This window comes from Sneathiella sp. P13V-1 (genome assembly GCF_015143595.1).
In the GTDB taxonomy this organism is placed as follows: domain Bacteria; phylum Pseudomonadota; class Alphaproteobacteria; order Sneathiellales; family Sneathiellaceae; genus Sneathiella.
In genome coordinates, this window is the sequence record NZ_WYEU01000002.1 from 696,121 (window position 1) to 716,975 (window position 20,855).

The 20,855-nt window shown below is 47.0% G+C and carries 18 protein-coding genes; 13 read left to right on the forward strand and 5 right to left on the reverse strand.

The features are described 5' to 3' along the window. The first annotated feature begins 1 nt into the window (after position 1). Together GUA87_RS10310 and GUA87_RS10315 are read left to right on the forward strand one after the other, a co-directional pair. Positions 2–625 (forward strand): membrane integrity-associated transporter subunit PqiC, encoded by a 624-nt coding sequence (locus GUA87_RS10310; protein WP_193716471.1) that lies wholly within the window; start codon positions 2–4, stop codon positions 623–625. A 17-nt stretch (positions 626–642) separates the two neighbouring features. Beyond that, on the forward strand, positions 643–2,175 hold the full coding sequence (locus GUA87_RS10315) for an alkaline phosphatase family protein (RefSeq protein WP_193716472.1): 1,533 nt from the start codon (positions 643–645) through the stop codon (positions 2,173–2,175). A 6-nt stretch (positions 2,176–2,181) separates the two neighbouring features. On the opposite strand, the gene GUA87_RS10320 is transcribed toward GUA87_RS10315, so the two are convergent. Continuing rightward, positions 2,182–3,144, reverse strand: coding sequence for a 2-hydroxyacid dehydrogenase (locus GUA87_RS10320; protein ID WP_193716473.1), 963 nt, complete (start codon positions 3,142–3,144; stop codon positions 2,182–2,184). Positions 3,145–3,312: 168 nt separating this feature from the next. Here GUA87_RS10320 and GUA87_RS10325 point away from each other — a divergent pair, with 168 nt between their 5' ends. The 5 genes from GUA87_RS10325 (at position 3,313) to GUA87_RS10345 (ending at position 9,278) form a co-directional block, all read left to right on the forward strand. Then, positions 3,313–3,771 carry a MaoC family dehydratase gene (locus GUA87_RS10325; protein ID WP_193716474.1) on the forward strand — a complete coding sequence of 153 codons (459 nt, stop codon included), beginning with the start codon at positions 3,313–3,315 and terminating at the stop codon, positions 3,769–3,771. 37 nt (positions 3,772–3,808) lie between these two features. Beyond that, positions 3,809–4,729, forward strand: coding sequence for an SDR family NAD(P)-dependent oxidoreductase (locus tag GUA87_RS10330; protein ID WP_193716475.1), 921 nt, complete (start codon positions 3,809–3,811; stop codon positions 4,727–4,729). Positions 4,730–4,871: 142 nt separating this feature from the next. Then, entirely contained in the window at positions 4,872–5,501 is a 630-nt protein-coding gene (locus tag GUA87_RS10335; protein WP_193716476.1) for a TetR/AcrR family transcriptional regulator, read from the forward strand. Between the two features lie 112 nt (positions 5,502–5,613). Further along, the gene (locus tag GUA87_RS10340; protein WP_193716477.1) at positions 5,614–7,833 is read left to right on the forward strand and encodes an ATP-binding protein; all 2,220 of its coding nucleotides are present in this window, start codon (positions 5,614–5,616) and stop codon (positions 7,831–7,833) included. A 77-nt stretch (positions 7,834–7,910) separates the two neighbouring features. Continuing rightward, positions 7,911–9,278 carry a glutamine synthetase family protein gene (locus tag GUA87_RS10345; protein ID WP_193716478.1) on the forward strand — a complete coding sequence of 456 codons (1,368 nt, stop codon included), beginning with the start codon at positions 7,911–7,913 and terminating at the stop codon, positions 9,276–9,278. 28 nt (positions 9,279–9,306) lie between these two features. Here the strand turns inward: GUA87_RS10345 and GUA87_RS10350 are convergent, their stop codons facing one another. Further along, on the reverse strand, positions 9,307–10,065 hold the full coding sequence (locus tag GUA87_RS10350) for a DeoR/GlpR family DNA-binding transcription regulator (protein WP_193716479.1): 759 nt from the start codon (positions 10,063–10,065) through the stop codon (positions 9,307–9,309). A gap of 254 nt (positions 10,066–10,319) precedes the next feature. Between GUA87_RS10350 and GUA87_RS10355 the strand changes: the two genes are divergently transcribed. Next, entirely contained in the window at positions 10,320–11,711 is a 1,392-nt protein-coding gene (locus GUA87_RS10355) for an aldehyde dehydrogenase family protein (protein WP_193716480.1), read from the forward strand. A 9-nt stretch (positions 11,712–11,720) separates the two neighbouring features. Beyond that, positions 11,721–12,899: an iron-containing alcohol dehydrogenase gene (locus GUA87_RS10360; RefSeq protein WP_193716481.1), complete on the forward strand. Its 1,179-nt coding sequence runs from the start codon at positions 11,721–11,723 to the stop codon at positions 12,897–12,899. Here GUA87_RS10360 and GUA87_RS10365 read toward each other — a convergent pair. Beyond that, the gene (locus GUA87_RS10365; protein ID WP_193716482.1) at positions 12,896–13,759 is read right to left on the reverse strand and encodes a DMT family transporter; all 864 of its coding nucleotides are present in this window, start codon (positions 13,757–13,759) and stop codon (positions 12,896–12,898) included. The genes GUA87_RS10360 and GUA87_RS10365 overlap by 4 nt on opposite strands. After that, complete coding sequence (locus GUA87_RS10370; protein ID WP_193716483.1) at positions 13,756–14,637, reverse strand: LysR substrate-binding domain-containing protein; 882 nt, start codon at positions 14,635–14,637, stop codon at positions 13,756–13,758. The genes GUA87_RS10365 and GUA87_RS10370 overlap by 4 nt, the downstream gene beginning before the upstream one ends. A 177-nt stretch (positions 14,638–14,814) precedes the next feature. Here GUA87_RS10370 and GUA87_RS10375 point away from each other — a divergent pair, with 177 nt between their 5' ends. From GUA87_RS10375 to GUA87_RS10390, 4 genes are all read left to right on the forward strand, one after another. Further along, positions 14,815–16,194 carry an aspartate aminotransferase family protein gene (locus GUA87_RS10375; protein ID WP_193716484.1) on the forward strand — a complete coding sequence of 460 codons (1,380 nt, stop codon included), beginning with the start codon at positions 14,815–14,817 and terminating at the stop codon, positions 16,192–16,194. 121 nt (positions 16,195–16,315) lie between these two features. Next, positions 16,316–17,476 carry a 2-aminoethylphosphonate--pyruvate transaminase gene (locus tag GUA87_RS10380; RefSeq protein ID WP_415774795.1) on the forward strand — a complete coding sequence of 387 codons (1,161 nt, stop codon included), beginning with the start codon at positions 16,316–16,318 and terminating at the stop codon, positions 17,474–17,476. Between the two features lie 6 nt (positions 17,477–17,482). Further along, entirely contained in the window at positions 17,483–19,177 is a 1,695-nt protein-coding gene (locus tag GUA87_RS10385) for a Na/Pi cotransporter family protein (RefSeq protein ID WP_227711827.1), read from the forward strand. A gap of 30 nt (positions 19,178–19,207) precedes the next feature. Next, positions 19,208–20,080, forward strand: coding sequence for a GNAT family N-acetyltransferase (locus tag GUA87_RS10390; protein ID WP_193716486.1), 873 nt, complete (start codon positions 19,208–19,210; stop codon positions 20,078–20,080). Positions 20,081–20,110: 30 nt separating this feature from the next. Here GUA87_RS10390 and GUA87_RS10395 read toward each other — a convergent pair whose 3' ends face one another. Further along, on the reverse strand, positions 20,111–20,854 hold the full coding sequence (locus tag GUA87_RS10395; protein WP_193716487.1) for a glycerophosphoryl diester phosphodiesterase: 744 nt from the start codon (positions 20,852–20,854) through the stop codon (positions 20,111–20,113). Position 20,855: the final 1 nt, after the last annotated feature.

Sequence of the window (20,855 nt, forward strand, 5' to 3'; positions counted from 1 at the left end):
AATGAAAATCAAAAGCCTTTCAAAAATTGTTCTTTTCACGGCGATAGTCGGTTTGTTGGGCGCTTGCGGGCAGTTGATCCCGCCTTCCACTCCAACCACATTTTTTAGAGTGACCCAATCACCGATTATGACTAAGGAGATTGTGGCCCCCGCCTTGAGTGCAAAGAATATTCGTCTTGGTGTTGGACCAGTCCAGATACCGGGGTATGCGGATCGCCCTCAGATTGTCTCAGAAGGGGAAAATGGTCAGCTGATCGTTGATGATCTCAATCATTGGGCTGAGCCATTACAGGATAATCTGGAACGGGTTATGGTCTCTAATTTAGGCGCAATGCTCGGGGCGGAGCGTGTTTATCCTTTCCCAACCAGTTTCCATCCTGATCGGGAAAGCCTTCAAGTGGCGATAGAGATCAGAGAGATGATCAAACAGAAGGATGGGAAAGTTCGTTTGCTGGTTAGTTGGAATGTGAAACGCATGCTGGATAACAGTTTGCTGGTACGTGGTTCCGCCAATTTTGTCAGCAATGACATAGCTGTCACATATGGCGCCTATGCTAACAGTATCAGTGCGATGCTCATGCATCTTTCGAAGAAAATTCTACGTTCTATCGAACCAAAGATCTAAGTGTAAGAGTAATCTTTATGAATGTTCTGTTTATTACAATCGACCAATGGCGTGCGGATTTCTTAGCAGCAAATGGAAATGATGGGATAAAGACCCCTAATCTTGATCAACTCGCAGCGGACGGTGTTCTGTTCCAAAATCACTTTAGCTGCTCTGCGCCTTGTGGGCCGTCTCGTGCAACACTGCACACAGGCATGTATCCAAGCAATCACCGGGCAATCAGCAACGGAACGCCATTAGATGGTAACTTGACTAATTTAGCTTTGGAGGCGCGAAAAGCAGGGTATGAGCCTGCTTTGTTTGGTTATACTGATGTAACAGCGGATCCAAGGGAAACGGATTTAAACGATCCTGTGATGTTTACCTATGAAGGGATACTCAAAGGATATAAACCTGAGGTTATCCTTGGCGAGAACAGTCGCCCGTGGCTTTCTTACCTAAAGAATAAGGGATATGATGTTCCGGGTGAGGGATATGCAATCTATTATCCTTCAGAAGATTATGATCTGCCAGATGGCAAGTTTAGAACCTTCGCACCCTCTCGATTTAAGGCTGAAGACAGTGAAACGGCGTGGCTTGCGGATCAGGCAATTGATTATATGGCCAATCGATATGGCCATCCCTTTTTCTGCCATTTGAGCTTCCTTCGGCCGCATCCGCCATTTATTGCGCCGCCCGAATATCACGACATGTATGATCCGGCCGATATGAAGGCTCCGAAGCATTTTGGGGATGTGGAAGCTGTTTCAGATACCCATCCAATGCTTGAGTTTTCATTGGATAACATTCAGCAATCAACATTCTATATGGGCGGTGAAGGGCTGGTGCGTGATCTTACTGAAGATCAAGTGAGGCAAATTCGCGCCACGTATTCTGCCCTTGTCAGCGAGGTGGATGCAAATGTTGGCCGGATTGTAAATGCGCTGAAAGAAGCGGGAGAATATGAAAATACATTGATCATCGTCACCGCTGATCACGGCGAACAACTGGGCGATCATCATCTGATGGGTAAGCTCGGTTTCTATGATCAGAGTTTCCACATCCCTCTAATCATTAAAGCTCCTGAAGAGTTTACTGGTGCACGTGGTCGCAAAGTGACGGCATTTACAGAGTCAATTGATGTGATGCCGACCATATTGGAGATGCTGAACGCGCCGATCCCTAACCAATGTAACGGATTGTCAGTCAAACCGTGGCTAGAAGGTAAAGATCCGGAAAACTGGCGAGATGCGGTTCATTGGCTGTTTGATTATCGTGATATCAAAAATGAACTGCCAGAGCAGGCGTTTGGGTTGAACCATAACCAATGCAATATGATGGTTTACCGGGATGCGCAGTTTAAATATGTGCATTTTGTTGCTCAACCACCGCTGCTTTTCGATCTGGTGAATGACCCGGAGGAGACCAGAAACCTAGCAGAGGAACCTGATTATCAAGCAGTGGTACTGGATTACGCGCAAAAAATGCTGTCTTGGCGGATGGAAAATGAGAACCATACGCTTGACGGTTATCTGGTGACTGCACAAGGAATGCTTTCGGGATACAAATAATCAGGGTCAGATGGGGTTTGGCACAGGTTTTCCGGCAAAAAATGCGTCCAGATTATCAAGGCATTTGAATCCCATTTGATCCCGGGTCTCGTAGGTCGCACTGCCGATATGCGGCAGCAGGAAAACGTTGTTGAGCTCAAGATACCCTTTGTTGAAGTTTGGCTCTCCTTCAAAGACATCAAGACCGGCAGACGCCAGTTTTCCCGATTTTAAGGCCGCCAGCACAGCATTGTCATCAATGATGGGGCCGCGGGCGGTATTCACCAGCACAGCGCCATTGGGCATTTTACTGATGGCTTCTTCATTGATCATGTGATGTGTTTGTTCTGTGAGGGGGCAATTGATCGACAGAAACTCGGCCTGTTCCAGAAGACTATCCAAAGTCTCGTGATAGGTGGCGTTTTCCAACCCGCGCGCGTCAACAGGTCGGCGATTGTGGTAGTGGATTTCCATATCGAAACCTTGAGCGCGGCGCGCAACCGCTTCACCAATGCGGCCCATCCCGACAATGGCTAGTTTCTTTCCGCTGACATGAGTTCCCAAAAATTCAATAGGAGACCAACTGGTCCAATCACCACGGCGAAGGGCTTGCCCTGCTGAATAAGCCATGCGCGATGCCCCTAACATACAAAGCATGGCAATGTCCGCTGTGGCATCCGTGAGAACATCTGGAGTGTTGCCGAGGGCAATGCCTTTACTTTTTAACGCATCAACGTTCAAGTGATCGTAGCCAACCGAGAAGGTCGTTACGATTTTGACACTCTCTGGAAGGGTTGAGACCAGTTTTTCATCAAACAGGCATGTCGGGTCACAGATGATACCGTCCATACCTTCAGCAAGTTGGATAAGTTCTTCGGCAGGCATGGGATCAAGTGAAGAATTTACAACGGCTTCATAGTCCTTATTCAGGCGGATAAGGACATTTTCAGGAAACTGACGTGTTGCAAGAATTTTTGGTTTTGAAGTCATTGTACCCAAACTGCTTTTTATTGTGAGGCGAGGTGATGATACCTGAACATAAATGTGATGCAATCATACCCTTTTCCATCTAGTGAGATTTCTTCTTTGGATCGCTCACAAAGGTTGCTATCTTGCTGCTTACAAGAAATAACAACAACACCGAAAAAAGGGGGGAACATGACAAATTTCATCACAAAAGAAGAGTTTTTAAACTCAGCGGGGACAGTATACGGTCCGGGTGAATGGTTCAAAGTTACTCAAGAGCGCATCAATCAATTTGCCGATGCAACGGATGATCATCAGTTTATCCATGTTGACCCGGAAGCGGCGAAGGAAACACCATTTGGCGGAACTATTGCGCATGGATTTTTGACCTTGTCACTGTTGGCGCATTTGGTACCGCAAATTTCACCCAAGCCGGAAAACCCGAAAATGGGTGTGAATTACGGAATGAACAAACTTCGTTTCCTGAACCCGGTCAAAGTGGATAGTGAAATTCGGGTGACATCCAAGGTTCTGGAAGTCGTGGAAAAGAAACCTGGTCAAATTCTGACCACTTCGGAAATTACAGTCGAAATCAAAGACGAGAAAGTTCCAGCCCTGATCTGTGAGTGGCTTGGAATGACTTTTGTCTAAAAAATAAATCACAAACAATAAGATAGTAGGAGCAGTTATGAGCTTTCGTTTTGATGGTCGTGTTGCCATTGTAACTGGTGCGGGTAATGGTTTGGGCCGTTGCCACGCCATTGAACTTGCCAAACGTGGCGCAAAAGTTGTTGTCAACGACTTGGGCGGTTCACGTGATGGTAGCGGTGCTTCAAGTGACGCCGCGAAAGCTGTGGTCGCGGAAATTGAAGCGGCCGGTGGCGAAGCTATCGCCAACGGCGCGGATGTTACTAAATATGACCAAGTGGAAGCGATGGTGCAGGAAGCCAAAGACAAATGGGGTTCCGTTGACATCCTTGTCAATAACGCCGGTGTATTGCGGGATCGTTCTTTCAATAACGTTGAAATGAGTGACTTCAATTTTGTTTTGGATGTTCACCTGATCGGTTCTGTCAATTGTACAAAAGCGGTTTGGCCAATTATGCGTGAGCAGAATTACGGCCGTATCGTCATGACCACGTCTTCAAGTGGTCTTTATGGTAACTTTGGTCAGACAAACTACGGCGCCGCCAAAATGGGTGTTATTGGCCTAATGAACACCTTGGTTTTGGAAGGCGGAAAATACGGCATTCGGGTGAATGCACTGTCACCATGTGCGGCAACACGTATGACAGAAGACTTGATGCCTGAAAATCTGTTGGGTCTGTTGAAGCCTGAATCTGTAACGCCAGCGCTTCTCTATCTTGTTGGTGAAGAAGGTCCAAACCGGACTATTATTACTGCGGGCGCAGGTACATTTGCCCGTACCATCGTATATGAAACTGGTGGTATGTGGTTGCCTGAAGAAGACCAGACACCTGAGAAAATAGCTGAAAACTGGGGTGCCATTTCAGATCCGGCCACTCAGAAAGAATATACAAGCGGTAACGATCAGACTCAAAACATGCTGACAAAAGCAGCAGAAGGTCTGGGTATCAAGCTGGGATAATAAGTTGAGGCGGCTTTTATTGGGAAAGCCGCCTTTACCTTTGTTCGGTTGGAAAGATACGCTGTCTTTCAATAAAAATAATATACTGTTGGCCTTTTTCCGAACCAGACACTAAAATCCTGAAAATTTCTGGGAGGGAATATTGACGCGGACGATCGGCTCCAATGGGGAGAGGACGCTTAGATCCTTGCGTGAAGCAGGTTTAAAAAGGCTTTATAAACAAGGTTTTGCAGGAACTACTTTGCGTGAACTCGCAAAAGATGTGGGTGTGCAAGCAGGGTCTCTATATAATTACTTCGAAAATAAGCAGGACTTTCTGTTCCAGCTTATGGACTATGTCATGGATACGTTGACGGACGCAACGGATCAACGCCTTGCAGCGGCTCAATCTCAGCATGAGGCGTTGATGATCTATGTTGATTGCCACGTTCGGTATCATTGCGAGAAAAAACGAGAGGTTCTGATTAGTACAACCGAACTTCGTAGCTTAACGCCTCAAAATTATGAGAAAATAATTGCCAAACGGGACGAGTATGAGCGGCGGCTGAAAGATATTTTGGCCAAAGGAAATGAACTGGATGAGTGGAATATCGCAGAGCCTCATATCACCAGTAAATTGATATTGGGCATGATGACAAGTGTGGGCACATGGTACAGAAGTGATGGGAAACTTGATCTTGATAATCTGGTAAGGGTGTATCAGGAAATGGTTTCAAACCTGGTGAACGGTTCAATTGACCTGGAAAAAATAGAAATTTCGCGAGTAAATTAAAACACCTCAGATTTGTCGAAGAAACCATATATTAGATGTGTTAAATTAGTGGCTTGTTAATGAATCGCGGTAATTATGCTACTTATCCAGTAGTAACTTGTATCGATTAGAAATGAAGCAAGACCAAATAATTCAATCGCAATCCTATATCAGGAACAGTCTTCGAAAGCTTCTGATACCCCTTTTTGTATTTTTTATTTGTGCGATCTCCTTAGAAATATACACAGTTTGGAGTATCTCCTCAAAACAGGATACTCTGGAGCGAGATCGATCTGCAAGATTACTGCAATCCGTCTTAAATACCGAACTAGAGAAACTGAACGCTCTTGCCTTTGATGTCGCCTATTGGGATGACTCTGTTATCAATGTTGGCTTGTCCTTAAATGAGGACTGGTTTCATGAAAATAGCGGTGACTATGCAAAGGAGAACTTCAATCTCTCAGCAATTTATCTGGTTGAATTGGATCCCGAACATAAGACGCTCTTGTCTTCAAACGGTATCGTCGGTGGTGACCTCTACACGTCTTTTCCAGGCATGGAAGCAGAACTCAAACGAATTACCCGAAGGGACCTCTCGGTTGAGGAAAATAATTCAGATAGTTTTATGCTGAAACATGCGACAAGCGACAAATATTATATTGTAGCGGCGGCTCGAATTTCACCTGATGAACAGTCTATCACAGAAGAGCTGATCAAAGCTTATGAAGGCACCAATCGGTTTTATATCTATATTCAAGAGATCTCACCCGAATTTTTAAAAAGTATTGAGAGTAGGTTTGGTCTTCAGAATTTAGAGCTGGGCCCCCGTGATCTGGAATATACTTCTTCCAAATCTGCAATTCCGCTTATTGGCGGATCTGGTGATGTTATTGGGTATATCTGTTGGCAACCAAGTCAGGCAGGTAAAGAATTGTTGCTTAAAACGCTCCAAAGTTCTTCGCTGATTTTTGTCGTCATGATCCTGGTGGGTTTCTATATTTGGGCTAGAAGTATTAACTTGCTGAAAGTTATCTCAGGCGGGATTGATAACCTAAGTGAAAGTCAACGTATTGCGAAGGATTACGAGCGGGCCATCAGACAACTTGTGGACGGTGAGTTTATTTATCGTATGTCCGTTAACGAAGCCCTGGTAAAAATCTCCAGCAACGCTTCAGATACTCTTGGGCTCGATCGAATTTGCATCTGGCAATATGATGATCAGTCGGACGAGATGAAAAGCATCTGCCAGTTTGAAAAAGGCGAGTCGAATGCGGGTAAGGCTATTAATTTCAAACTTGGCGAGTTTCCGACCTTGGCAGGCCTTCTGGAAGGAGATGAACCTGCCATCATCAATATGAAGCTGAAAAATGAAGAAATAGAGACACTTCAAAAACGATGTATGGATGAAGTCTACTACCAGTCAATTATGGTGTCCCCAATTGTGCGACACGGTATGAAAGTAGGCGTGATTTTCTTTTCGACTTTGGATGCTGATTACGAATGGACTGAAGAAAAACAGAATTTTGCCTCTTCCATTAAAAATATTGTTTCTTTGATTGTGGAAGTTCATGCCAGAAACCTGATCGAAACAGAACTGCGCATGGCGAAAAATAAAGCGGAAATGGCGAACATGGCAAAGTCAGATTTTCTTGCCAATATGAGCCATGAATTGCGCACGCCCCTCAATGCCATTATCGGTTTTTCTGATATCATGAAACAGCAGATATTTGGGAAACTTGGATCCGATCAATATGTTGAATATGTAGGGGACATAAATGCGAGCGCTAAACATCTCTTGAGTTTGATAAATGACATTCTGGACGTGGCAAAGACAGAGGCGGGAACTTACAAGATTTATCCGGTTGAGGTTAATCTGGAAGAAGAGCTTTCCAGCACCATTCGGATGGTTCAGGGCCGATTTATAGACAAAGCCATTTCAACCCAGTTTAATCTCGGCGAAGGCGCTAAGACAGTTGTGATGGACTTAAAGTGCTTCAGGCAAATAGCGCTTAATATCTTAAGTAACGCTGCAAAGTTCTCTGGTGAGAAGTGTAACATTACCATAGAGGCCATTCGTGACAGGGATTATATGACCTTGAAATTCACTGACGACGGGATCGGTATAGACCCCAAGAAGCAGAAACTTGTTTTCGATGCCTTTATTCAAGTTGAAAATGCCATGAATAAAACCCACGAAGGAACGGGTCTTGGGCTCGCCATTACTCGGGCCCTTGTTGAATTGCATGACGGCAAGATTTCTCTTAACAGCACACCTGGGCAAGGCACAACAATTGAAATTGTAATTCCACAAGAAATAGCCAAAAGTGCAGAAGTTTCAACAATTGCAGTTTAAATTTATATCCACTTGTGATTTTTTTGTTTGGCTATAATCTTTAGGCAACAAATTACTTTAGTCTCGACAGGTGGAAAATGGATCCAAGGGAAGTCAAATCAGTATCAGATGCGAAAGCGATTGTAGAAGAGCGCGGCCTTGAATATGTGAAGGTCGGTATCTTCGATATAGATGGCGTTATGCGCGGTAAATACCTTAGTAAAAAGAAATTCTTTGGTATTTTGGATGATGGCTTTGGTTTTTGTGATGTGGTTCTTGGTTGGGACGTGGATGATCAGCTTTACGACAAAGAAAGCTACACCGGTTGGAAATCTGGATACCCAGATGCCAAAGTTGTCCCTGTCATTGATACCTGCCGCGATTTGCCACTTGAAGGCGATATGCTTCTCTTTATCCTTGAATTTGCGGATCGTGCGGAAGCAGTTTGCCCGCGCGGTACATTGAGGCGCATCATTCAAAAAGCTGCTGATATGGGCTTCACTGCGACAGCCGCCTGCGAATACGAGTTCTTCCTATTTAATGAAACACCAAAGTCCGTTCGGGAAAAAAATTACACGGATCTGGAAAATTTCACTCCCGGCAATTTCGGGTATTCCATGCTTCGCGCAACGACCGAGGCGGACTTCTATCACCAGCTTCTGCATCTGTGTAATGAAATGGATATGCCGATTGAGGGCCTGCACACTGAAACAGGACCGGGGGTTCTTGAAGGTGCGATTGCTTATGATGAAGCCTTGGCAGCGGCTGATAAGGGCGCGTTGTTCAAGACCTTCACTAAAGTACTCGCCCAACAAAACGAATTGATGGCGACCTTTATGGCAAAATGGTCTTCAGATTATCCGGGACAAAGTGGCCATATTCACCTTTCGTTGAGCGGTAAAGATGGGAGCAGTGTGTTCTTTGATGAAAGTAAAGAGCACAACATGAGCGATGAAATGCGCTACTTCATTGGTGGTCAGCAGGCTTTGATGCCACAGTTGCTTGCCATGGTCTCACCGACAGTGAACAGTTACACACGTCTGATCCCGGGTTTCTGGGCGCCAACTGATGCCAGCTGGGGTGTTGAAAACCGTACCTGTGCGCTTCGTGCTATTCCGGGTAATCCGAAATCCCAACGTGTTGAGTACCGTATCGCAGCGGCCGATATGAACCCTTATATTGCCATTGCAGCTGCATTGGGTTCGGGCCTTTGGGGTATTGAGAACAAAATCGAGCCGGGTGAAGCTGTGGAAGGCAGCGCTTACGACAAGACCTTCCCGGAGGAGCTTGCATTGCCACAAACCCTTTGGGAAGCCGCACAGAATCTGAAAGGTTCAGCCGCCGCCCGTGAGTTGTTCGGGGATGCTTTCGTAGATCACTACGCCATTACGCGTGAATGGGAAGAACGTGAATTCAGAAAAGCGATTACTGATTGGGAAATGAAGCGATATTTCGAAATCATCTAATCGAGAAGGGGAGCAATGCTCCCCTTTTTTAATCGGCAATGCGGATGCGTTGTTCCCCGATTTTTTCTATGATTTCCTGAGGCGGTTCCCGATCTGTGATGAGAAGGTCAATATTGTCCAGGTCGCAGACCTTTACGATGCCACTTCGGGTGAATTTAGTGTGGTCCGCGACAACAATGACATTTCGTGCCTGAGGCAGGATCGCCCGTTTAAATTCCGCCTCTGACAGATCATAATCAAGACATCCCTGATCCGCGGTGATTGATCCCATGGAAAGAATGGCGCGGTTTGTTGTGAACTGTTTGGCGAATTCAATGGCCATAGGACCATAGGCGGCACTATCGTCAGACCTGATCTCACCGCCCGCCATGAAAACCCGATTTTGATTACGGGAACACAACTCCCGTGCCACTTCGGTGGAGTTCGTGACGACGGTCAGGTTTTTGTGGGTGATCAGCTCATGTGCGACATAACAGGATGAGGATCCGTTATCCAATAGAATGGTTTCTCCATCATTGATCATGCTGGCCGCAAGGCGCGCTATTTTCTCTTTTTCTTCACGTTGTTCCTGCATTCGGCTTAAGAAGGGCGGCTCCAATGTGTTCTGAGGAAGAACAACACCGCCATGAATTTTCTCAACCGCACCTGAGGCGGCGAGTTGTCTGATGTCGCGCCGGATTGTTTCGTCGGATACATCCAGAGTATTCGCAAGTTCGATGACGCTGCAGCTTTTTTTAACCTGCAGAAGTTTCATTATTTCGGCATGTCGTTTTGATTGTTTAAGCATGAAATCCACCCCCACATAAACATTCACTCATACTCGCTTAGCATGTTTGAGGGAACAACCCAAGAATTATGTGGAAATCCACAGTATGTGTACAAATAAATGTTGATTTTTGGATTTTGAAAATTAGCTCATTAACAAGTTACGCAGACGGGTGAAAAATCTGTTGTGATGGAAAAACAAAAATGACTAAATAGCACCCAAATGGGACACGCCGTTGATCGTAATTTACTCTATTTAAATATTGGAAAACCTTAATGTCAGATAGTTTGAAAACTTACAGCCCTGTTGATGGAAGCCTGTATGTTGAACGCCCGTATATGTCGGTTGATGAGATCCCGGCTATTGTTGCTGCGGCGAAAGATGCCGGTGCAAAATGGCGTCAGGTTCCCATCGCTGAACGTGCGGAGATTTTGACCAAATGTGTTGAAACATTTGTTTCTCGTCAGGACCAGATTGCTGAAGAACTGGCATGGCAGATGGGGCGCCCTATCCGGTACGGTGCGGGTGAGGTTGGTGGTTTCCGTGAACGCGCGGAATACATGATCTCCATCGCGGAGAAAGCGCTGGCACCTGTGAAGATTGAAGAGAAAGAAAACTTCAACCGCTATATCAAACGCGAACCGCTTGGCGTGGTCTTTACAATTGCGCCTTGGAACTTCCCGTATATGACGGCTGTGAACTCCATCGTTCCTGCGCTGATGGCGGGCAATGCGGTGATCCTGAAACACGCGACACAAACGCATCTTTGTGGGGAGACAATGGTGAAAGCCTTTGTTGATGCAGGACTTCCAAAAGATCTGTTCCAGTTGGTCGTTGCCACACATGATTTCGCCGCAAAACTGATCCAGTCTGGCGGTGTTGACTTTACAGCCTTTACTGGATCCGTTCCGGGCGGTGCTGCCATTGAAGAAGCCGCTAAAGGTCAGTTCATGGGTGTTGGTCTGGAACTTGGCGGTAAAGATCCGGCTTATGTGCGTTCTGACATTGATCCTGTGTTCGCTGCTGAAAACCTTGTTGATGGCGCCATGTTTAACAGTGGTCAGTCATGTTGCGGTATTGAACGTATCTACGTTCATGAAGATGTTTACGACGCCTTTATCGCCGCCGTTGTTAAAACTGTGAATGACTATAAACTTGGCGATCCACTGGACCCTGAAACAACATTGGGCCCTGTTGTAAATGCGAAAGCCGCAGATTTCGTTCGCGGTCAGATTGCAGATGCGGTGGCCGCCGGCGCAAAAACTCTGATCGATACATCCAGATTTGAAAAAGATGCAGAAGGCAGTGCCTATTTGGCACCGCAGGTTGTTGTGGATGTAGATCACAGCATGCGCATCATGACTGAAGAGAGCTTTGGTCCTGTTGTCGGTATTATGAAGGTTTCTTCCGATGAAGAAGCCATCAAGCTGATGAATGACAGTGAATTTGGCCTGACGGCATCTGTCTGGACGCTTGACGAAGACAAAGCCATCGAAATTGGTGATCAGATTGAAACGGGTACATGGTTCATGAACCGTTGTGACTATCTTGATCCGGCTCTTGCCTGGACTGGCGTTAAAAATTCCGGACGGGGTTGCACCCTTTCAAGTGTGGGTTATGAAAGCCTGACACGTCCAAAATCTTATCACTTACGTAATAAAATCTAGGAAACTCCTATGACTGTAAATGTTGATCAACTGACAGGTAACTGGAACTACCCAACAGCGGTGCGTTTCGGTGTTGGTCGCGCCTCTGAAATTGGCGCTGCATGTGTTGAACTGGGCATGAAAAACCCGCTTTTGGTAACCGATCCGGGCCTTGCGAACTTGCCAATGGTAACAAACGCGGTGGCGTCCTGCGAAGCTGCGGGCATTAGCTGTGCGGTGTTCAGTGACGTGAAGCCAAATCCAGTTGGCAAGAATGTCGACGATGGTGTTGAAGCCTATAAAGCAGGCGGCCATGATGGTGTAATTGCTTTTGGTGGTGGATCCGGTCTTGATGCGGCAAAAGCCATCGCTTTGATGGTAGGGCAGGACGCTGATGTCTTTGATTTTGAAGATGTTGGGGATAACTGGACACGTGTAAATGCGGATGCAGTGGCACCAATTGTCGCCGTACCAACAACATCTGGAACAGGTTCTGAAGTGGGCCGCGCCTCTGTGATCACAGACGAAGCTAACCATGTGAAGAAAATCATCTTCCATCCAACAATGATGCCATCCATCGTTGTTGCGGATCCGCAGCTTACAGAAGGTCTGCCTGCGCATATTACAGCGGCAACCGGTATGGACGCGCTGTCTCATAATATCGAAGCCTATTGCTCCCCTTTCTATCATCCTATGGCAGAAGGTATCGCGGTTGAAGGTATTCGTCTTGTGAAGGAATATTTGCCTGCGGCGGTAAAAGATGGGTCAGACCTGGTTGCCCGCAGCCAGATGATGGTGTCTTCTACTATGGGCGCGACAGCGTTCCAGCGTGGTTTGGGAGGGATGCACGCGCTCGCGCATCCACTTGGCGCTTTGTATGACGCGCACCACGGTTTGTTGAACGCCATCCTGATGCCATATGTGCTGATCCGCAACCGTTCAGTGATCGAAGATCGTATTGCACGCCTTGCTGCCTTTATGGGATTGGAAGATGCCAGCTTTGATGGCTTCCTGAAATGGGTTCTGGATCTGCGTCAGGAACTGGAAATTCCAAATGACTTGTGTGCTATCGGCATTGATGATGAAAAAGCCGAACTGGTTGGCAAGATGGCCGTTGAGGATCCGTCCTCAGGTGGTAACCCGATCAGCCTGACAGCAGAAGAATACACAGAAGTGTTCCTAAACGCTGTTAAAGGTGATCTGGGCTAACCAAACGTAATAACGACAATGATCCCGGCGGATAGGATAACAGATGCCACAAGCCGCCGGGTGATAGCCCCTTCGTTCAAGAAGTAACCACCGATAATGACGGAGAGGGGAATTGACGCCTGCCTGATTGTCGTCACCGCAGCAACATCTCCGCCATTTCCATACGCCATAAGGATCAGGAAATATGATCCGTAAACACAGGCGACCAATTTCATATGTAAGATCGGCTGTCGAATTAATCTAATGATACCCATTGCAGGTGGACGCTTGTGCCCAAATAGAGGATATGTCACAGCAAGTATCGGGCATAAGAAAGTATGAACCCAGAAGAACAGTACTGGCGCTTCTATACCCTTCATAAGTTCTGCATCCGCTAAGGAATAGATGCCTGTACCGCACAAGGCTAATACGGCAAACGCAAGAACTCGAATATCACTGAACAAGTTTGTGCCGCGGCGATAAAGCAACAACACGGCACCAGCCATCACCAGTGCAATTCCGCTTAAGATCTCCCAATCATACAACGTTCCCAGCGCGAAATAGTTGAACGCAACAATGAAAATGGGGGAGGCCCGAATGATCGGATAATATGCAGACAGATCACCCCGGCTTAACGTGGCAACAAGCGCAAGGCTGTAGAGCGTCTGACCAGCGACAGAGATCATGACAAACATCCACTGATCTGGTGTCAGCCAGAAGTTCGCTCCCGTCACCAAGCCATGAAGGCCACCCACCAAGGCAATAGAGACTGCCATGGTCATAAAGGCGGAATCAGGTTCGGGGTCCTTTTTGATCAGCAGGTTCCATAAAGGATGGAGCGCAGCGGATGCTAAAACAAGAAGAACGACTGTTAAGGTCAAGCAATCTCTCCATCGGGAAGAGGGAGGTCGTTACAAGTGAAAAACGCTTGAACAATCTGCCGATCCATCTTGTCTTTCAGACAAACAATGGATTCTGTCATAACCGCGCTGCAATCCCTAAGGGGTAACGCGATCAGGCGTTGGTCATGTCCAAATTCAGGTTTGCTGACAAGCCCAACACCGATTTCCGCGGCGACGGCCTCTCGTGCGGCTTCGCGGCCTTGAACTTCCACACCTGTTCTGATGGAAAGTTCCGCGTTTTTGAATTCTTCCTCAATAAGGCGGCGGGTTCTGGACCTTTTTTCGCGTAAAACAAGCGGATAGCGGGAAAGTTCACGTAAAGTCACATCATCCTTGTGAGCGAGCTCGTGCTTTTTTGAGACAAAGGCCACCAGGGGATCTTCGGCAAGTTTGATGGTATGAAACTTATCTTCCGGAGTGACATCAGCAACAATGCCAAGGTCATAGGAAAAACTGTTGAGCCCTTCGATGATCTCTTCCGCATTTGCAAAAGTCGCAGTGACGGAGATACCAGGGTAGAGACGTTTGAAACGGGATATGAGCGGGAAAATATAAAGTGGGGTATCCGACGCAATAGTCAGTGAGCCATTTTCCAACGCTTGATGCGCAGATAGCAAGTCCCGGGCCTGATCTTCCAACTGGTACTTATGTTTTGTAATCTCAAAAAGCTGCTCCCCCAGTGAGGTAAGCTTTACCACGCGTTTATGTCGGTGAAACAGCAGAACACCAAAATGTTCTTCCAGCTTCTTTACCTGATCTGAAATGGCGGGCTGTGTCAGGCCCAGCTTGTCAGCTGCTTTAGAAAAGCCGCCGTGAAGAGCGACGGCATGAAAGGCACGAAGTTGAGAGTTATTCATAAGTAAAAGCGATAAGATAAATTACAAAAAAAGATTATACTTATGGTAGGGGCTTTTCTATATCTAAGTCAAGGTCTAGGCGCAGTTGGGAGTGTCATGAAAATGTATTCTTTTGAATATATGGAATGACGATTGGGACGTTGGTGAACACTGCGTCGCCAGCTAGAAGAGGGTATCATGGCAGAAAACAAACCGCATCAATCGGAAGGGGATGTGAACTTTTCCGCGCGTCGCAAAGAATGGGCAGCGGAAAACATTGGGCCTGAACAGGCGGCACTTCTGAAAAGAGATGCAGATGCTTTCATGCATCAATCGGTATCAACACCCTGCCTGAATACCATCAAAGGTGCCGAAGGGGCCTATATTATTGATGGGAACGGGAAGAAATACCTGGATTTCCATGGGAATAATGTTCATCACATTGGCTATGGTCATCCCCGCCTAAAAGAAGCGATCACCAAGCAAATGGATGAACTGCCATTCGCGCCGCGGCGTTTTACCTGCGATCCTGCTGTAGAACTTGCCGAGAAGCTGGCAGAGATTTCCCCTGGTGATTTAAGTAAGGTTTTGTATGCCACAGGTGGCTCAGACGCCATCGAAATGGCAATGAAAGTTGCCCGCGCAAAAACAGGGCGATTTAAGACAGTTTCATTTTGGGATGCTTTTCATGGCGCCGGTTTTGGCGCGTCCAGTATTGGAGGAGAGCAACTCTTTAGGGGGCAAGATATAGGCCCATTGCTGCCCGGAACTGAACATGTTGCGCCATTTGCCTGTTATCGCTGCCCATATGGATATGAATGCGACACTAATGGCCAGCCTGATTTGAAAGTCTGTAAGACCACCTGTGCCAATATGCTGCGCTACGTCCTAGAAAAAGAAGGGAATGTGGCTGCAGTCATAGCTGAGCCTGCACGGGCTGTCCCGTATACACCACCTAAAGGGTTCTGGAAGATGGTGAGGGAGGCCTGCAATGATGCAGGTGCATTGCTCATTTTTGACGAAATACCGACAGGCCTTGGCAAAACAGGTGAAATGTTCGCCTGTAACCATGATGAGGTTGTTCCGGATATTCTGGTTATGGGGAAAGCTCTGGGTGGGGGCATTTTGCCCATCTCCGCGATGCTGTGCCGGCCTGAGTTGGATATTCTCGGGGACTATGCCATAGGTCACTATACCCATGAGAAGAACCCCGTCACAACGCGGGCTGCACTTACAACAATCCAAATCATTGAAGATGAAGGATTGGTGGAAAACGCAGCCAAAGTGGGGGCTTATGCGTTGGATCGTATGGCCGCCATGAAAGACAAATACTCCCTTATCGGTGATGTTCGGGGACGGGGTTTCCTGTTGGGGCTGGAGCTTGTAACGGACCGGGAGGCAAAAACACCGGCCAATGATCAAGCGGAAGAGATCCTATATCGGGCTTTTGATGCGGGGCTCAGTTTTAAAACAACAATGGGTAATGTTCTGACGCTGACCCCATCTTTGATCACGACAGAAGCACAAATGGATTTTGCACTGGATGTGATTGAGGATGCGCTGAAGGTAGTATCATAAATTTTGGTGATATTTAGAATATAAAATAACGATTTTACTTATATCAAAGGCAGGCGTAAGAATTATTTAAATTCCAACGCCGCCGATGGAGAGAGACGTGAACCAGCAGGTAAATCAGGAAATGCAGTATTCCACAAGTCAGGGTGACTACATCATGGGGGAAGAACCATATCTTCTGACGCCAGGGCCATTGACCACCGCCGCTTCCACAAAAGCCGCCATGTTGAAAGACTGGGGTTCATGGGATGGAGACTTCAAAGCTGTAACCGCTGAAATTCGCGCTCGTCTGGTTGCCATGTGTGAAGGCGGCGATGCATATGATTGCGTTCCTATGCAAGGTAGCGGTACCTTTGCGGTTGAAGCAGCCCTTTCTTCCTTTATTCCAAAAGACGGTAAGGCGCTTGTTCTGATGAACGGTGCTTATGGCAAACGGGCAGGAAAAATTCTGGAATATATCGGTCGTGATTTTGTCAGTCTTGATAAGGGGGATTATCTGCCACCGATGCCGGAAGAAATCGATGAGATCCTGAAAAACGACAAAGCAATCACCCACGTGCTGGCCGTTCACTGTGAGACAAGTTCCGGTATCTTGAACCCGCTTAAAGGGATTTCCGATGTTACCATGAAGCATGGCCGGAAACTTATTGTTGATAGCATGAGTGCTTTCGGCGCTGTCCCGGTTACAGTGGATGAAATTCCTTTTGAAGCGCTTGTCTCTTCTGCCAACAAATGTATTGAAGGTGTACCTGGATTTGGCTTTGTTCTTGCCAAGAAATCTGCCCTGGAAGCCTCAAAAGGTAATTGTCACTCTCTCAGCCTCGATCTCTACGATCAGTGGATTTATATGAACACTTCTGGGCAGTGGCGCTTTACACCTCCAACACATACTGTGGTTGCCTTTTTGGAGGCGTTGCGCCTTCACGAAGCAGAAGGTGGGGTTGCCGGACGCCTTAAACGCTATTCACAAAATCGCGACACCCTCGTCGGCGGTATGAAAGAGATGGGATTTGTTCCACTGTTGGACGAAATGTGGTTATCTCCAATCATAACCACATTTTTTAGCCCTGATGATGAAAAATTTGACTTTACTCGCTTCTATGACGAGATAAAATCAAGGGGCTTCATTATTTATCCGGGAAAACTTACGGAGGCGGAAAGTTTCCGTATCGGGTTTATCGGAGCTCTAGACAAATCGGTGATGGAGGGTGTCCTTAAAGCGATCGCAGAAAGCTGTGCTGCTATGGGGGTGACCAACTTCGCCCCCCCAGCAGGAGTGAAATAACACAGTTTGGACGCAACATTTGTACTAATTAACCTCCTAGGAGGTGTGGCCCTGCTTTTGTGGGGCCTTCGCATGGTCAATACAGGCGTGACACGCGCTTTCGGTCGTGAATTGGGCTATGCCCTCAATTTCAGTTTAAAAAACCGGATAAACGCTTTTTTAGGCGGTCTCGGTGTGACTATGTTGCTTCAAAGCAGTACGGCAACGGCGCTGCTCACGGCGTCATTTGCGGGCAGGGGGCTTGTAACCGCCTCGGCCGGTCTTGCGGTTATGTTGGGCGCAGATGTAGGGACCACACTTGTCGCCCAAATCCTCACATTCGATTTAACGTGGTTGGCCCCCGTTCTTCTGTTTATGGGATTTGTGCGCCATTCAACGTCAAAAACAACCCGCGCAAAGAATTTGGGCCGTATCGGCCTTGGCCTTGGCATGATGTTGACGGCGTTGAAGTTGTTGGTTTTGGCGTCGGAGCCAATTCGTGGCTCAGAGGTTGCTCAGTTTCTGTTTTCATCGCTATCAGATGAGCCGGTTCTCACAGTTATTTTAGGAGCAATCCTAACATTTGTTGCTCATTCCAGTCTGGCAACGGTTCTGTTTATTATCTCACTGGCTGCCTCGGGCGGTGTGCCTTTTGATGTGGCGCTTGCCATGATTTTGGGTGCGAACCTGGGGGGAGCGTTCCCGCCAATTTTGGCAACCCTGAACGGGGATGTTGCCGCCCGCCGTCCTCCTGTCGGGAACCTTATTTGCCGTGTTTCAGTTGTGGTGTTTGTCCTGCCATTCCTTGGTCAAATCGAACCGGAGCTCGCGCGCCTTGGCGGTGATACCACACGCCAGATCGTAAACTTCCATACACTTCTGAATGTCGGGTTGGCGGCTATTTTCATATTTTTCACAGGTCCCATAGGTCGGTTATCTGAAAAACTGATTACGGAAAAGATTAATCCTCTAACCGCGGCAAACAGGCCCATGCATTTGGACCGGGCAGCACTTGAGAGTCCTCAGTTGGCGCTTGCCAATGCCCTTCGGGACACTCTTCGTATGGGTGATATTCTGGAGAAAATGTTCCGCGACTTCCGAACAGCCTTTGAGACAACAGACAAAGAATTGCTGCAGGAACTTCGTGATACGGACGAGTTGATCCTTGAGTTTAATGCCGGGGTAAAAAGTTATTTGACGGAACTTGGGCGCGAACCGCTTGACGATGAAGATGAAAAGCGCAGCACCGAGATTATGACATTTGCAACCAACATGGAAAATGTTGGCAATATTCTTCTCCTTAGCATGGTTGAGATGCTGGAGAGAAGCGCGGATCAACAGGTATCTTTCTCGCAGGAAGATACAGCAGATCATAATGCGCTGTTTGAACAAGTTCTGGAAAATATGAAACTTGGGTTCAATCTGTTGATCAGTCAGAACCGAGGGGACGCGAAGGACCTAATTCGCCGTAAACAGGCTTTGCGTGATCAGGAGCAGAGATATGTTCAAAATCACCTCAAACGGTTACGCCAGAATATCGGAACCGATGAGGCCTCTAGTGCCATTCACTTGGGTCTGATGAGTGACCTAAGACGTATCAATTCGCTTGTGACTGAAATTGCCTATCCAATTGCCCAGGAAAAGAAAAGCAAACATAAAGATGAAAAAGTCACAAAAAAGTCTTCTAAAGACGTTAGAAATTCACCTGATGGAACATTCTAAGCCGATGCGGTTATCTTTATGGGGGTAAAGATGGACAACCTGGAGTTTGAAACGCGGCGCGTTGATGTTCGAAACCTAGAAGAATTGATCGATATTACCAAATCCGTTGGGTGGGAATATGGCGAGATTTACTGGCGCGTAATTTTAGCCTGCTCCACAGGATATGCAGTTTACCATTTAAGCGGTGAAATGGCGGGGTGTGCTTTTGCCGTCAAATTTGGGGCGGGCAGGGGCAATATCGGTGTCGTTATCGTGCGCCCTGAATATCGTGGGAAAGGGATTGCCTCCCACATGATGGATTTGGCCGAAGGCCACATTCTGGAAAACGGTAAAGGGACAGTTACCCTTGTGGCCACTGAAGATGGATATCCGGTTTATGAACACCGCGGATATGAAGTGATTTCCAAGTGTTATGAGATGTTTTCGCGATCAGAAGAAAAAAGGGGAGAAGTGCCACATCTTCCCAACGTTCGCTTTTCTTCAATCTCTGACAAGAACTTTTCAGATGTGCTCCTATTCGACAAAAGAGAATTTGCAGAGGATCGATCCCATGGGCTAACCGCTTTACGCGAGGCGTCAATTAGTTCTGTGGTGCTAAATGATGTGGGAACTGGAGAGATTTTAGGCTTTGGAATTATTTATCCGCGCGCTGATATGTTGAAAATCGGCCCTGTGGTTGCAAAAGAACAGGCGCAAGCAGAAGCCATTGTGAAAATGCTATCATATGGGAAGCAGGGAATAATCCGCACCGATGTTTTCGCCCACCAGCCTGGTTATATTGAATTTCTCAAGAGCCTTGGATTTAATGACGATTGGAACTCAACTGTTATGGCCTTGAATGGACATAAGGGGTTGGTTGATTTGCCAGGCGTGTTCTCAATAGGCGCACAGACAGTAGGGTGAAAAAGGGGAGCATGGCTCCCCTGATTATTTTCAAACAAACTCAAACATGCGATCCGGGTAATCGGTGATGATCGCATCCACCCCCCAATCAAGAAGACGTTTGCCATCTTCTGGATTATTTACAGTGTAAACAAGGAAACGGATACCTGCATCCTGAACGGCTTTAATCAGTTCCGTGGTTGCAAAACTGTGATGGCAGTGAAGGCTGGCCGCGCCAACAGCTTTCAATCGGCGTTCCCAATCAACTGGAACGGCTTCGGTTAAGTAACCACGCTCAATTTCCGGGGCGTGTTTGTAAGCGACTTCCAACGCTTCAATATTGAATGATGAAAAGAGGAGCGGAACCGTATCAGGTAGAGATTTGTTCAAGTCTTCGATAATTTTCAAGGTAGTTTCAACCTGCCAACCCGCAGTGGGCTTGATCTCGAAATTAACGCTCATGTTGAATTCGACCAAAGCATCGATGAGTTCTTGCAGAGTTGGGATTTTTTCACCTTCAAACTTTGGATCAAACTTTGATCCAGCATCAAGGGCGCGAACTTCTTCCAGTGTTTTCAATAACACCGCACCTTGACCGTTTGTACATCTGTTGACGCTTGAATCATGGCAAATCACAACTTGATTGTCTGCCGTCACCATGCCGTCAATTTCAATAGATTTCGCGCCTAAATCTGCCGCAGCTTTGAAAGAGGCAAGCGTGTTTTCCGGTGCATGCCCACAGGCACCACGATGGCTGATAACACGAGGCATTGTGTCGAAGAATGAAGATGACATG

What these genes read in the sequence shown, in the direction of transcription:
- GUA87_RS10315 (WP_193716472.1), top strand. Translation starts at nt 643, where the DNA reads ATGAATGTTCTGTTTATTACAATCGACCAATGGCGTGCGGATTTCTTA.
- GUA87_RS10390 (WP_193716486.1), top strand. Translation starts at nt 19,208, where the DNA reads ATGGACAACCTGGAGTTTGAAACGCGGCGCGTTGATGTTCGAAACCTA.
- GUA87_RS10395 (WP_193716487.1), bottom strand. Translation starts at nt 20,854, where the DNA reads ATGTCATCTTCATTCTTCGACACAATGCCTCGTGTTATCAGCCATCGT.
- GUA87_RS10375 (WP_193716484.1), top strand. Translation starts at nt 14,815, where the DNA reads ATGGCAGAAAACAAACCGCATCAATCGGAAGGGGATGTGAACTTTTCC.
- GUA87_RS10310 (WP_193716471.1), top strand. Translation starts at nt 2, where the DNA reads ATGAAAATCAAAAGCCTTTCAAAAATTGTTCTTTTCACGGCGATAGTC.
- GUA87_RS10340 (WP_193716477.1), top strand. Translation starts at nt 5,614, where the DNA reads ATGAAGCAAGACCAAATAATTCAATCGCAATCCTATATCAGGAACAGT.
- GUA87_RS10330 (WP_193716475.1), top strand. Translation starts at nt 3,809, where the DNA reads ATGAGCTTTCGTTTTGATGGTCGTGTTGCCATTGTAACTGGTGCGGGT.
- GUA87_RS10345 (WP_193716478.1), top strand. Translation starts at nt 7,911, where the DNA reads ATGGATCCAAGGGAAGTCAAATCAGTATCAGATGCGAAAGCGATTGTA.
- GUA87_RS10360 (WP_193716481.1), top strand. Translation starts at nt 11,721, where the DNA reads ATGACTGTAAATGTTGATCAACTGACAGGTAACTGGAACTACCCAACA.
- GUA87_RS10380 (WP_415774795.1), top strand. Translation starts at nt 16,316, where the DNA reads ATGCAGTATTCCACAAGTCAGGGTGACTACATCATGGGGGAAGAACCA.
- GUA87_RS10325 (WP_193716474.1), top strand. Translation starts at nt 3,313, where the DNA reads ATGACAAATTTCATCACAAAAGAAGAGTTTTTAAACTCAGCGGGGACA.
- GUA87_RS10370 (WP_193716483.1), bottom strand. Translation starts at nt 14,637, where the DNA reads ATGAATAACTCTCAACTTCGTGCCTTTCATGCCGTCGCTCTTCACGGC.
- GUA87_RS10350 (WP_193716479.1), bottom strand. Translation starts at nt 10,065, where the DNA reads ATGCTTAAACAATCAAAACGACATGCCGAAATAATGAAACTTCTGCAG.
- GUA87_RS10355 (WP_193716480.1), top strand. Translation starts at nt 10,320, where the DNA reads ATGTCAGATAGTTTGAAAACTTACAGCCCTGTTGATGGAAGCCTGTAT.
- GUA87_RS10320 (WP_193716473.1), bottom strand. Translation starts at nt 3,144, where the DNA reads ATGACTTCAAAACCAAAAATTCTTGCAACACGTCAGTTTCCTGAAAAT.